Below are 12,911 nucleotides of genomic sequence, written 5' to 3' on the forward strand. Positions count from 1 at the left end.
AACCGGTAAAATTACCATTATGAAGAGATACAATACCGCAGCAGGCCCGCTGGACATCGAAATTCTCGGCCATTCATCGGTCATTATGCATTGGAACGGCCAGGTGATCCATATCGATCCGTATAGCGAAGAGGCCGATTACAGCGAACAACCCAAAGCCGACCTGATTCTGGTCACGCACCACCACAGCGACCATTTCGATCCCGATGCAATTGCAGAAATACGCAAAAAAGATACAGTAGTCATTTCAACGGAAAAGGTAGCCCACGCCCTGGAAGGTGTAACCGTCCTTCACAACGGGGAGCGGACAACATGGAACGGAATTACGATCCGGGCCACCCCGGCCTACAACATCGTCAACATGCGTGCCCCCGGCGAGCCGTTCCACATTCCGGGCGAAGGAAACGGATATGTAATGGAGATCGACCCGCTCCGCATTTACATTGCCGGAGATACCGAACTGATTCCTGAAATGTCCGGGCTGGAGGCTATCGACATCGCCTTTTTGCCGAAAGATGTACCCTATACGATGAACGATTCGATGTTCATCGAGGCAGCCCGGGTTATCCGGCCCAAAATACTGCTTCCTTACCACTGCCCCAAACCGCGTATCGACAGGACAATGCTCCGAAACGCACTGCCCGGCATGACGATCCCGGAAGAGTAAAAGCGGGGAAAAACGGCACATGCAATAAACGCGCGTTTACAGCAAATCAACCTTTGCTTTAAGCGCGCGTTTGCCCGTTACCGTTGATCAGATACTTATAGCTCGTCAATTCCCGTAGCGCCATCGGACCGCGTGCATGAAGTTTCTGCGTACTGATACCGATTTCGGCACCGAGTCCGAACTGGGCGCCATCGGTAAAGGCGGTAGACACATTTGCATAGACACACGCCGCATCGACACTCTGTTGGAAAAGGCGGACAGCGGCAGGATTCTCGCTGATGATCGCCTCGCTGTGCTTCGACGAATAACGGGTAATGTGCGCGATCGCCTCGTCGAGTGAAGAGACCGTCCGGATGGACATTTTATAGGACAGGAACTCGGTACCGAAACTCTCCGCCGTAGCACGCTCCAGCAAACGGGCCGGATAACGGCCGTCGAGCACGGCATACGCGTCCGAATCGGCATAAATCACCACCTCTTTCGCCGCCAGCCGTCCGCAAACGGCAGGCAGGTCGCCGAGCCGGTCCCGGTGCACGATCAGGCAGTCGAGCGCATTGCACACACTAACACGCCGGGTCTTGGCATTGAACACGATATCGGCACATTTAGCCCGGTCACCTGCGGCATCGAAATAGGTATGGCAAATACCGGCCCCCGTTTCAATCACCGGAATACGGGCGTTATCTCGCACATAGTCGATCAGACCTTTGCTGCCGCGCGGGATCAACAGATCAATATAGCCGACGGCACCGAGCAGTGCAGCGGTGGCCGCACGGTCTGCAGGCAGCAAAGTTACCGTATGCTCATCCATTCCGTGTGCCTGCAACACTTCCCGGATCACCTTCACGATCGCTTCATTCGAATAGCCGGCGTCGTGGCCGCCTTTCAGCACACAGGCATTTCCGGATTTCAGACACAGGGACACGACATCGAAACTGACGTTCGGACGGGCTTCATAGATCACGCCGATCACTCCGAATGGAACCGATATTTTTGTAATCTTCATTCCATTGGGGCGAACCACTTCATCCAATACATGCCCCAGTGGAGACGGTAGCGAAGCCACGTTACGAATATCGGCGGCAATGCCCCGGATACGCTCCGGCGTAAGCATCAACCGATCGTACATCGGGTTTTGCTCATCCATCAGGGCCAGATCGCGCCGGTTGGCCTCCAGGATAAACTCCATTTTCGCTTCGGCCGCATCAGCCAGTGCCAGCAGCACGGCATCGATCCGGGAAACATCGGTCAGGTTCAATGCCCGGGATGCCTCCACCGCTTTATTAAAAGTTTCGTTCAGTTCCATATCTGCCTTTACGCTTCAGATAAATCCCATTTACATCTGTCAATCAAATCAATCCAGATACAAATAATCATAATGAATAAACGGCCTGATTCCTTTTTTTCCGGCCGCCTGCCGGGCGCGGTTACTATCGCAAGCGATACGTCCCACACCGATCTGACGCCCGTCGGGAGCAATGATTTTCACGATATCGTCTTTCTCGAACTCGCCTTTCACCTCACGCACCCCGATCGGCAGCAGGCTAACCGCCTCGGGACGCGACAGCGCTTCATACGCTCCCTCGTTCACATGCAATTCCCCCTTGGCGAATCCTTCCGAATGGGCGATCCATTTCTTAACGGGAGAGATGGTCCGGTCCGACGGAATAAAACGGGTGCAAACGACATCCCGGCTTTCACACAGAACGTCTATTAAAATACTATCCCTCTTCCCATTGGCCACGATTACCTCAATCCCTTCATCCGCCACTTTCGTCGCAATCCGGCACTTGGTCAGCATCCCGCCGCGGCCGAACTGGGATTTGCCCGTCTGGATGTAACACGACAAATCCTGCTGCGGTAAAATCTCACGGATAACCTCCGTACCGGATTCGGACGGATTGCCGTTATAAATACCGTCGATATTGCTCAGAATAATCAGCGCCTCGGCATCCATCATCGCCGCGACCATACCGGAGAGTTCGTCGTTATCGGTAAACATCAGTTCCGTCACGGAAATCGTATCGTTCTCATTGAGAATAGGGATAACCCCGTTCTCAAGCATCACCGTCATGCAGTGCTGCTGATTGAGGTAATGGCGGCGCGTCGAAAGGCTTTCCTTGGTGGTCAGCACCTGTCCGCAGACAATTCCATGATCGCGGAACAACTCGTAATAGCGGTTGATCAGTTTGGCCTGTCCCACGGCAGAAAAAAGCTGCCGGGCGGAAACCTGTCCTAATTTTTTCCTGTGGTTATGCAACTGCATCTCGCTGCGGCCGGATGCCACCGCCCCCGACGAAACCAGAATCACCTCTACTCCCCCCCGGTGCAGTTCGGCTACCTGGTCGGCCAATGCCGACATCCGCGTAACATCGAGCGAACCGTCCGGACGCGCGAGGACGTTGCTCCCAACTTTGACGACGACCCGTTTGAATCTGTATGCCATGATTTATTTGCTGTTGAAAAGTCCCGCCTTGACGGCTTCGGTAAAACCACTCTCTTCCATCGCGGCCAATCCCCTGAGCGTCATTCCGCCAGGAGTGGTCACCTTGTCGATCTCGGTCTGCGGCATCGTGCCGTTCAGATTCATCATCTCCAAGGCCCCGCGCATCGTCTGCATCACGACAGCCCGGGCCTCTTCGGGAGCAAAACCGAGTTCCACTCCGCCCTGAATGGATGCATCGAGGTATTTTAGCGCAAAAGCGATTCCGCAGGAAGCGAGCGAGGTTCCGGGCCCCATCATCGGCTCCTTCACGACGACCGTCTGGCCCAATTCGCTGAAAATGGAGACAAGTTCATCGAGTCGTTCTTTCGGGGCACCCTGTTCCGCTATGAAGGTTACACTTTCGCCGAGCGAAATGGCCGTATTGGGAATAATACGATACATGACCGGCATGACGCCCGAACCATTATCCAACAGTTTGCCCAGTTCTTCAAAACTCGAACGGCCGATAACGGACGCAACAGCCTGCTTCCTGTAATCCAGCCCGCCACGAATCTCCTTAACCACCTCTTCGAGCAGCCACGGTTTTACGGCAAGCACGACCAGGTCAGCCCCCTGCACCGCTTCCCTGTTGTCGAGCGTCGTGCGGATAGCCGGATCATATCCTTTGATCTTATCGAGTGTCTGCTGCGTATGTGCCGTAACAGTGAGGTCCGAAGCCGGCACGAGGCTTCCGGCCGCGATGCCTTTGGCAATTGCGCCGCCCATATTTCCGCCTCCGATAATTGCGATTTTCATGCTGTGGTCAAGTTTAAGTTCCAAAGGTAGAAAAAATATCGCATCGTTGGCAATAGCGCGCAAGCCTCCCGCGTCGACTTCACTTAAAGCCAATGGAAGAGCTCCCGAAAGGGTCTGCTTGGGGCTCGTAAATTTCACAAAAAGTTATTTTAATCCCTCACCGCATTCGGGTATTTTTGAATAACATAAAACAACAGCCATGAACCCGAATATAGGAAACAAGATCAAACAACTGCGCGAAGAACACCAGCTATCGCTAGCCGAACTGGCCGCAAACGCCTCCATCTACCCGATGCAACTCGAAAAGATCGAAAGCGGTGAAATCCAGCCTACCATGGCGATTATGGTCCGTATCTCCCGTGCGCTCGGCACCCGCCTGGGCACGATCCTCGACGGCGAGGAGCACTATGAACCGGTCGTACAGCTCAGCACCGACCGAACCCCGTCGATCAACCTGGTGGAGAGCGAAAACCTGGGCAGTCACCTGCGCTTCTCCGCGCTGGCCCAGAACAAAACCGACCGCAATATGGAACCGTTCTTCATCAACGTCAGTTACTGCCCCACCGGCGACCTTCCGTCGCACCACGAGGGAGAGGAGTTTCTCTATGTGCTGGAGGGATCGGTACAGCTGCTTTACGGACAGGAAACCTATACGCTGGAGAAAGGCGACAGCATCTATTACGATTCGATCGTGCCGCATAACCTCACGACGCTGGCCGAAGGGGAAACGGCCAAAGTGCTGGCCGTGACCTACACCCCGTTCTAACCCGTTGGATTTCGTAAAAAGATGGAATTGATTAACGACACACTCGGCGGCCTGCTCGAAAAATGGGCACAGGAGCAGCCGGATCACGATTTTCTGGTCTATCCGGACCGGAATCTGCGTTTCAGTTACCGGCAGTTCAACGAGCGCGTGGACACGCTTGCAAAGGCTCTGCTCGAAATCGGCGTCACCAAAGGAAGCAAAGTCGGCGTCTGGGCCAAGAACGTCCCCGACTGGCTCACATTTATGTTCGCCTCGGCCCGTATCGGCGCGGTGCTGGTGACAGTCAACACCAACTACAAAGCCGCCGAGTTGAAATACATCATGCAGGATGCCGACATCCATACGATGTGCCTCGTGAACGGCTACCGCGACAGCGACTACGTACAGATCATGTACGAAGTGGTACCCGAACTGCGCTCGTCGGAGCGCGGCCGGCTCCATTCGGATGAATTCCCCGAACTGCGCAACGTCGTCTACATCGGACAGGAGAAGCAACGCGGCATGTACACGACCGCCGAACTGCTCACGATGGGTTCCTACGCATCGGACGAGGCGTTGCTCGCGGCAAAAGCACAGGTTAATCCGTTCGAAGAGGTCAACATGCAATATACTTCGGGTACGACGGGATTCCCCAAAGGGGTGATGCTGACGCACCACAATATCCTGAACAACGGGCTCACGATCGGCGACTGCATGCACTACACGAACCGGGACAAAGTACTGACCTGTGTGCCGCTTTTCCACTGCTTCGGCTGCGTGCTGGCCCTCTGCGCCGTGATTACGCATGGCTCCACAATGGTGATGATCGAGGACTTCGACCCGCTCAAAGTGTTGGCATCCGTGCACAAAGAGCGCTGCACGGCCCTCTACGGCGTCCCGACAATGTTCATCGCCGAGCTGAACCATCCGATGTTCGACATGTTCGATCTCAGCTCACTACGTACCGGCATCATGGCCGGAGCCCCCTGCCCGATCGAAACGATGAAGCAGGTAATGGAAAAGATGTACTGCAAGGACATCATCAGCGTATACGGACTGACGGAGAGTTCTCCCGGCATGACCGCTACGCGGGTGACCGACTCTCCGGAAATCCGGGCTACCACGGTAGGACGTTCGCTGCCGTTCGTCGAAGTGAAAGTGCTCGACCCGGAGACGAACAAAGAGTGTCCGGTCGGCGTACAGGGCGAGATGTGCTGCAAGGGTTACAACATCATGAAAGGTTATTACAAAAACCCCGAAGCGACCGCCGCGATCATCGACGAAAACGGCTTCCTGCACTCGGGCGACCTGGGCGTAATGGACGAAAACGGTTATTTCCGCATCACGGGACGGCTCAAAGATATGATTATCCGCGGCGGGGAGAACATCTATCCGCGTGAAATCGAGAACTTCCTGTTCCGCATGCCGCAAATCGAAAGCGTCGAAGTCGGGGGCATCCCGAGTCCGAAATACGGCGAAGAGGTGGGGGCATTCATCAAGGTCAAAGAGGGACAGACGCTGACCGAAGAGGAGATCAAGCTTTTCTGCCGCGGCCAGATCGCGCGCTACAAAATACCGAAATACATCTTTTTCGTCGACAGCTACCCGATGACCGCGAGCGGCAAAATCCAAAAATACAAGCTCAAAGACTGGGGCCTGGAGATGCTTCGGGACCGGGGCGTCGAAGTGATTTAACCGGCATCGCACCACTTATCCCGGAACAAACGGCCAAAGGCCGTTCCGTATATTGTAAACGCCTCCGAGACCGACCAGGGTGAAAATCCTGAAATGTCCCAGAGGCGTGTTCCGTTACCGTAGCGAGACTATCCTGCGATCCGTTAGTGCAATAAAAACCGGATATCCTCCACGATCTGTGCGTCAGTCAACCTGTTTTTTTCCAACAGTTCCCCTATCGCATAACGGTCGGCAAACTCCTTGCGGACTCCGTAATTCAGCACGCGCATATCCGAATCCCCGTAATAGCGGGCGATCTTCTCGCCGAAACCTCCGTCCAGCACCCCGTCTTCGAGGGTGACGACTATCCGGTGATCGGCTTTGAGTGCATCCAGCATCTGTTCATCCACTCCGGTTATGTAGCGGGGATTGATCAGCGTCGCATCAATCCCGGCATCGGCCCGCAATTTATCGGTGACGGCCTCCCCCAGCGCATAAAAAGAGCCCAGTGCAACAACGGCTACCGTATCGCCGCGACGCGTCAGCCGGTACCGGTTCAATTCGCTGTAATCGGTATCGAAGTTCCGGCCGCTCTCCACGACGGTCGCCCCCGGCACCCGGACGGCGACAGGATATTCGCGCTGACGAATCGCCCACCCGAGCATTGCAAAATACTCTTCTTTACAGGTAGGAGCCAGATAGACCATGTTCGGGATGTTACTGATGAGCGGAATATCGAAAAATCCGAGGTGCGTCACATCGTTCATGCCCGCTATCGTCCCCATAAAAACCGGTATCACGGCAGGATTCCCGTTGATGCACAAATCCTGGGACAACTGATCGTAACAGCGCTGGATAAACGTACTGTAAACCCCGTAAACGGGACGTCCTCCGTTGGCCGCGATCCCGGATGCCAGTGCAACGGCATGCTCTTCGGCAATGCCTACGTCGACAAACTGACGTCCGGCCTGTTTTCTCCGTTCGGGCGTAAATCCCATAACGGCGGGGGTTCCCGACGTAATGGCAACGAGCGTCGGATCCTTCGCCATCCGTTCCAACAGGAAACGCCCCGTCAAATCGCCATAATCCTCCGCCGCACCGGCTTCGGACTTCGGGGCGCCCGTAGCCAGATCGAACGGCATGCCCCAGTGGAAACGTTCCCGGTCCGCTTCGGCAAGCGCGTATCCCCTGCCTTTCAAAGTATGGATATGCACTACCGTCGGACGGGGTGTGTTTTTCACCCGGTTGAATACCTCGATCAGCGCCGCGACATCGTTACCGTCCCGGACATAGAGATAGTCCAGTCCCAATGCCCGGAAAAAATTACATTCGGCCTTCCCGTCGCTGTCGCGCAGAGCTTTCAGGTTCTGATAAAGACCGCCGTGATTCTCGGCAATGGACATCTCGTTGTCATTGACCACGACAATCAGGTTCGTTCCCATTTCACCGGCATTGCTCAAACCTTCATATGCCTCTCCGCCGCTCAACGAGCCGTCGCCGATCACGGCGATGATGTTTTCGGCATCCCCTTTCAAATCCCTGGCCTTGGCAAGACCGCAGGCCAGGCTAACGGAAGTGGACGTATGTCCGACCGTAAAGAAATCGTGTTCGCTCTCCAGCGGGTTGGTATAACCCGAAACCTCATCGTATCGGGCTGGATCGAGGAACGCAGCGTTACGCCCGGTCAGCATCTTGTGTACATAACTCTGGTGCGAAACGTCGTACACCATCTTATCTTTAGGCGAATCGAACACATAATGCAGAGCAATCGCCGCCTCGACCATGCCGAGGTTCGGGCCGATATGGCCGCCGTGCGCACTCAGTTTGGCCAGCAGGGCCTGGCGGATTTCGCCGGCCAGCCCGTTCAGTTGGCCGACGGAGAGTCGTTTTACATCTTTCGGGGAATCAATTTTCTCTATATACATCGTTACATGCGTTTAATGTTACTGAACCTATTTCACAATGCAATATTACAGCTTAAAACACCACCGGACGGTATCCCGATTACAGGGAAAATTACCCGGATTACTGTTTCAACGTATTGCAGGCACAACATACGAGAACGCAAAAGACAAAAAAGGGAGAAGATGCTTCGTAAGCTCTCCTCCCCTATTCATTCCGTCTCAGTCCGCGCATTGTATCGCATGAAACGGGTGCACTGCGCAAGGCCTTCGATCGAAACACGAACGGCCACACACGACCAGGCCGACAGGAAACCGCGTTTTTACCGGATATTGGCGATGCTGATGATATCGGCGAACACTCCCGCCGCCGTCACACCGGCACCGGCACCGTACCCTTTGATCTGCATCGGATACTCCTTGTAACGCTCTGTCGTCAACAAGATTACGTTGTTGCTGCCCGCCAGGTGATAGAACGGACTATCCGGGCCGACTTCGCGCAGCGACACCTCGGTCGCCCCGTGATCCATACAGGCCACGAAACGCCACCGCTTCCCTTCGGCCGCAAGCCGTTTACGCCGGGCCTCGAACTCGGCATCCAATTCGGGCACGCGCCTCCAGAAATCCTCGACGCTGCCCTCGAAATATTTTTGCGGAATGAAAAGATTCTTTTTCACATCGTCCTGTTCGACCCGGTAACCGGCTTCACGCGAAAGGATAACCAGCTTACGCACGACATCCATGCCGCTCAGGTCGATGCGAGGATCGGGCTCGGCATACCCCGCTTCTTTGGCCAGTTCAATAGCCCGGCTCATCGGTACGGTTTCGTTCATTTCGTTGAAAATGAAGTTCAACGTACCCGAAACCACCGCCTCGATCTTCAGGATGCGGTCGCCGCTGTTGATCAGGTCGCTGATCGTATTGATAATCGGCAGGCCTGCTCCCACGTTGGTCTCGAACAGGAATTTAACCCCACGCGACCGGGCGATATTCTTGAGTTTCAGATAATGGTCATATTCGGATGACGCAGCGATCTTGTTGGCCGCCACAACCGACACGTTGTGCGAAAGCAGCTCTTCATAAATGCTCGCTACGGACGGGCTGGCCGTGCAGTCAACGAAGACCGGATTGAAGATATTCATCGCCAGGATTTCATCGCGAAAAATTTCTGGGGTCGAAACGCGGTCCGACGCAGCCAGCTGCTCCTTGTAACTGTTCAAGTCGATCCCGTCACGCGAAGCGATGAAATGGCGCGAATTGGTAATCCCGACGATCCGGATCTTCAATGCATTCTCTTGCATCAGTTTCTCCTGCTGCAGGCGTATCTGCTCCAACAGGTTACTACCCACCAATCCGACACCGGCTATAAAAATGTTGAGTACCTGGTACTCCGACAGGAAGAACGAATCGTGGATCACGTTGAGCGACTTACGCAGGTTCTCCCGTGTCACGACGAACGAAATGTTCGTCTCCGAAGCGCCCTGTGCACAGGCGATCACATTGATACCGTTGCGGCCGAGCGTATCGAAAAGTTTTCCGGCAACTCCCGGACGGTGTTTCATATTCTCGCCGACGATCGCTACCGTAGCCAGGTCGTGATCGGTTTTGATTTTATTGATCTCGCCCATCGCAATTTCCTGTGCGAACTCGGCCGAAAGCACTTCCACGGCCAATGCGGCATCGCCGTTGCGCACACCGATCGAGGTTGTGTTTTCCGAAGCGGCCTGCGAAACGAAGAACACGCTGATACCCGATTTCGACAGGGCTTTGAAGATGCGGTAATTGACGCCGATCACACCGACCATACCCAACCCCCTGATGGTAATCAGGCAGGTATCGTTGATCGACGAAATACCCTTGATCATACGGCTGTCTCCGGCCTTTTCCTTCGAGACGTAGGTTCCCGGCGCATCCGGGTTGAACGTATTGCGGATGCTGATCGGAATATTGTTGTGGTAAGCTGGAAAGATAGTCGGCGGATAAATCACCTTCGCGCCGAAGTTGCACAGCTCCATCGCTTCGACAAACGTCAGGTGCTCGATCACATAGGCATTGCTGATCACCTTCGGGTCGGCGGTCATAAAACCGTCCACATCGGTCCAAATTTCGAGCGCATCGGCTTTGAGCGTCGCGGCCAGCACCGAAGCGGTATAATCGGAACCGCCGCGCCCGAGGTTCGTCACGTCGTCCGACTGATAATCGGCGGCAATGAAACCCGGTACCACGACCACCTTCGGCATCGCCGCGAACCGTTCGCGGATCAGCTTTTCGGTCGGTGCGAATTCGACGATATGTTTCCCGAAATAGGGCCGGGTCTTGATAAATTCACGGGCGTCGTACAGTTCGGCGCATCCGAGTACCCCCCGCACGATCACCGACGAAAGACGCTCCCCGTAACTCACGATCGCATCGCTCGTCTTGGGGGAGAGATCCTTGATCAGATAGACTCCCTTGAAGATATTGGAAAGTTCGTCCAGCAACGTGTTCACCGTTGCAAGTACCTCCGCACGGCACGCCGGATTGACCACTTCGTCTACCGTCCGGCGGTGACGCATGACGATCTGTTCGAGTTGGCTTTTGTACTGCATATCGCCTGCGGCCGCCATTCGGGAAGTCAGCAACAGCTGATCCGTAATACCTCCCAACGCCGACACGACGACAATCACCTCCTCACGGCAGGATTCCACCACAAGCTTCACCTGCCTCAGACCTTCCGCAGAACCTACGGACGTCCCTCCAAACTTCAGTACTTTCATATATTTATGATAGGGTTACAGATTTGCAATTTTAGAAAAATTCCTAGAAATCTCCTAATTTTTCAAGGGTTCCGGCGGTGAAAAGTCCGGCAAAATGAATATATTTGTCCTCCGCCTCGCGGAAACGTGCGAATTATCAATCCAAACATAACGAAAACCATGAATTTAAAAGAGGTTCTGGCCATATCGGGCCAAAGCGGACTGTTCAAGTTCGTAGCCCAGAGCAAAAACGGCGTGATCGTCGAATCGCTCACCGACGGTAAGCGCAGTAATGCATCCGGTTCCGCCAAAGTGAGCGCATTGGGCGAGATCGCGATTTACACCGAAACGGACGACCTGCCGTTGGCGCAGGTATTCGAAAACATCTACAAACACACCGCAGGCAAAGAGGCCATCAGCCCGAAAGCATCGCCCGAAGAGTTGAAAAAGTTCTTTGCAGCCGTATTGCCCGAGTACGACCGCGAAAGGGTACACGTATCGGACATCAAAAAAGTAGTGGCCTGGTACAACCTGCTGATCGGCATCGGCATGACCGATTTCAAGATCGAAGAAGAAAACAAAGAAAACGAAAAAGAAGCATAATCCATCCATGAAAAAACAGATCATCCTCCTGCCGGCTACTCTCCTGCTCGCATTGGGGGCCGTTCAGGGACAGGACGTCAAAGAGAGGCTCAAAGCCCACGTCTACACGCTTGCAAGCGATGAATTCGCAGGACGCAAACCCAATACGCACGGCGATACACTGGCCGCCAACTACATCCGTGAACAGCTCAAGGCGATGCCCGGCTTTAAACTGCTGGCCAAAGACGGCCTGCAGGAGTTCTCTTACCAGGCATACCGCAACCTGGCCGCCGAAGGCAATACGCTCAAAGCGGGCAAACGTGCTTTGACGCTGGGCCGCGACTTCCTGCCGTCGGTCACCTCCGCCAACGGATCGTTCAGCGGGGAAGTGGTCGACATGGGCGAAGGCAAACCGCGCGATTATGCGGGCAAAGACGTCAAAGGAAAATTCGTCGTGGTGCACCTGACGCCGCGCAGTTATGCCGACGGCAGCGAGCAACGTTCCCGTGAAACGGCAGCGCTGCAAAACGGGGCAAAAGGCATATTGCTCGTCGGGCAGCCATTGAGCAACCTCCCCGCCCGCTGGCCGACCAAAGACGGTTTCTACGTGGCGAAAGTGACCGACAAGGCCGCCAAGGAACTGCTGACAAAAAAACAGATGGAAGCCAATGTAGCCATCGACCTTTCGACGGAGCACACCTTCAATGTGGTTGCCAAGATTGAAGCGCCGAAGGCCAACAACCCGGAAGGCGACGTACTAATTCTCGGTGCGCATTACGACCATATGGGAATCGAAGAGTATGAAGGCGAACCCGCCATTTTCCACGGTGCGGACGATAACGCTTCGGGCACCGCAGGCATCCTGGAACTGGCCCGTTACATCAGCGATCGCCGCGACTTCCTGAAAAAAGACGTGATCGTCATCCTGTTCGGCGCCGAAGAGCGCGGGCTGAAAGGCTCGCGTTATTATGCAGCCAATCCGGTCGAGCCGCTCGACAACGTGAAAGCCATGGTAAACATCGACATGATGGGCCGCATGCCGGCTGAAAAGACCTTAGGCATCCGCGGGCTGGGCTCCGCTTACGAAGCACCTGCCCTGTTCGCCTCGCTCCCCAACAACGACAACCTCGAACTGGTATGGGAGTTCCGTGAAAAAGGTCCGACCGATTACTCCTCGTTCTATGACAAGGGCATCCCCGCCTTTTCGTTCGGCACGCCCCACCACGTCGATTATCATAAACCTACCGACACCAAAGAGCGCGTAAACTACGACGGCATGGTGATGGTCTATGACTACGCCACCAACCTGATCAACCGCCTGGCATTCGAGCCGCTGCGACTGACTTACCGGCCCCAGCAGAAGTAG

At 54.9% G+C, this 12,911-nt stretch carries 10 protein-coding genes; 5 read left to right on the forward strand and 5 right to left on the reverse strand.

Annotated features, from left to right (window positions below; all coding sequences use genetic code 11):
- The first annotated feature begins 19 nt into the window (after positions 1-19).
- Entirely contained in the window at positions 20-667 is a 648-nt protein-coding gene (locus tag NQ495_RS02500) for an MBL fold metallo-hydrolase (protein ID WP_147513074.1), read from the forward strand.
- 58 nt (positions 668-725) lie between these two features.
- On the opposite strand, the gene NQ495_RS02505 is transcribed toward NQ495_RS02500, so the two are convergent.
- The 3 genes from NQ495_RS02505 to NQ495_RS02515 are packed head-to-tail and all read right to left on the reverse strand — an operon-like array spanning position 726 to position 3,908.
- Positions 726-1,973, reverse strand: coding sequence for a glutamate-5-semialdehyde dehydrogenase (locus NQ495_RS02505; RefSeq protein WP_009134546.1), 1,248 nt, complete (start codon positions 1,971-1,973; stop codon positions 726-728).
- A 48-nt stretch (positions 1,974-2,021) separates the two neighbouring features.
- A complete protein-coding gene (gene proB, locus NQ495_RS02510; RefSeq protein WP_009134545.1) occupies positions 2,022-3,113 on the reverse strand; it encodes a glutamate 5-kinase in 1,092 nt (363 codons plus the stop codon).
- A gap of 3 nt (positions 3,114-3,116) precedes the next feature.
- Complete coding sequence (locus NQ495_RS02515; RefSeq protein ID WP_009134544.1) at positions 3,117-3,908, reverse strand: pyrroline-5-carboxylate reductase family protein; 792 nt, start codon at positions 3,906-3,908, stop codon at positions 3,117-3,119.
- A 199-nt stretch (positions 3,909-4,107) separates the two neighbouring features.
- Between NQ495_RS02515 and NQ495_RS02520 the strand changes: the two genes are divergently transcribed.
- Positions 4,108-4,674, forward strand: coding sequence for an XRE family transcriptional regulator (locus NQ495_RS02520; protein WP_009134543.1), 567 nt, complete (start codon positions 4,108-4,110; stop codon positions 4,672-4,674).
- 21 nt (positions 4,675-4,695) lie between these two features.
- Positions 4,696-6,348 (forward strand): AMP-binding protein, encoded by a 1,653-nt coding sequence (locus tag NQ495_RS02525; RefSeq protein WP_009134542.1) that lies wholly within the window; start codon positions 4,696-4,698, stop codon positions 6,346-6,348.
- Positions 6,349-6,491: 143 nt separating this feature from the next.
- On the opposite strand, the gene NQ495_RS02530 is transcribed toward NQ495_RS02525, so the two are convergent.
- Both NQ495_RS02530 and thrA read right to left on the reverse strand, forming a co-directional pair.
- The gene (locus NQ495_RS02530) at positions 6,492-8,252 is read right to left on the reverse strand and encodes a 1-deoxy-D-xylulose-5-phosphate synthase (RefSeq protein ID WP_009134541.1); all 1,761 of its coding nucleotides are present in this window, start codon (positions 8,250-8,252) and stop codon (positions 6,492-6,494) included.
- A gap of 299 nt (positions 8,253-8,551) precedes the next feature.
- Positions 8,552-10,984, reverse strand: coding sequence for a bifunctional aspartate kinase/homoserine dehydrogenase I (gene thrA / locus NQ495_RS02535; RefSeq protein WP_009134540.1), 2,433 nt, complete (start codon positions 10,982-10,984; stop codon positions 8,552-8,554).
- A gap of 159 nt (positions 10,985-11,143) precedes the next feature.
- Between thrA and NQ495_RS02540 the strand changes: the two genes are divergently transcribed.
- Positions 11,144-11,566, forward strand: coding sequence for a DUF5606 family protein (locus NQ495_RS02540; protein ID WP_009134539.1), 423 nt, complete (start codon positions 11,144-11,146; stop codon positions 11,564-11,566).
- A gap of 7 nt (positions 11,567-11,573) precedes the next feature.
- Positions 11,574-12,911, forward strand: coding sequence for a M28 family peptidase (locus NQ495_RS02545; protein ID WP_009134538.1), 1,338 nt, complete (start codon positions 11,574-11,576; stop codon positions 12,909-12,911).

It is taken from the genome of Alistipes indistinctus YIT 12060, from assembly GCF_025144995.1.
GTDB classification, from domain to species: Bacteria; Bacteroidota; Bacteroidia; order Bacteroidales; family Rikenellaceae; genus Alistipes_A; species Alistipes_A indistinctus.

What these genes read in the sequence shown, in the direction of transcription:
- NQ495_RS02520 (WP_009134543.1), top strand. Translation starts at nt 4,108, where the DNA reads ATGAACCCGAATATAGGAAACAAGATCAAACAACTGCGCGAAGAACAC.
- NQ495_RS02500 (WP_147513074.1), top strand. Translation starts at nt 20, where the DNA reads ATGAAGAGATACAATACCGCAGCAGGCCCGCTGGACATCGAAATTCTC.
- NQ495_RS02530 (WP_009134541.1), bottom strand. Translation starts at nt 8,252, where the DNA reads ATGTATATAGAGAAAATTGATTCCCCGAAAGATGTAAAACGACTCTCC.
- proB (WP_009134545.1), bottom strand. Translation starts at nt 3,113, where the DNA reads ATGGCATACAGATTCAAACGGGTCGTCGTCAAAGTTGGGAGCAACGTC.
- NQ495_RS02540 (WP_009134539.1), top strand. Translation starts at nt 11,144, where the DNA reads ATGAATTTAAAAGAGGTTCTGGCCATATCGGGCCAAAGCGGACTGTTC.
- NQ495_RS02505 (WP_009134546.1), bottom strand. Translation starts at nt 1,973, where the DNA reads ATGGAACTGAACGAAACTTTTAATAAAGCGGTGGAGGCATCCCGGGCA.
- NQ495_RS02515 (WP_009134544.1), bottom strand. Translation starts at nt 3,908, where the DNA reads ATGAAAATCGCAATTATCGGAGGCGGAAATATGGGCGGCGCAATTGCC.
- thrA (WP_009134540.1), bottom strand. Translation starts at nt 10,984, where the DNA reads ATGAAAGTACTGAAGTTTGGAGGGACGTCCGTAGGTTCTGCGGAAGGT.
- NQ495_RS02545 (WP_009134538.1), top strand. Translation starts at nt 11,574, where the DNA reads ATGAAAAAACAGATCATCCTCCTGCCGGCTACTCTCCTGCTCGCATTG.
- NQ495_RS02525 (WP_009134542.1), top strand. Translation starts at nt 4,696, where the DNA reads ATGGAATTGATTAACGACACACTCGGCGGCCTGCTCGAAAAATGGGCA.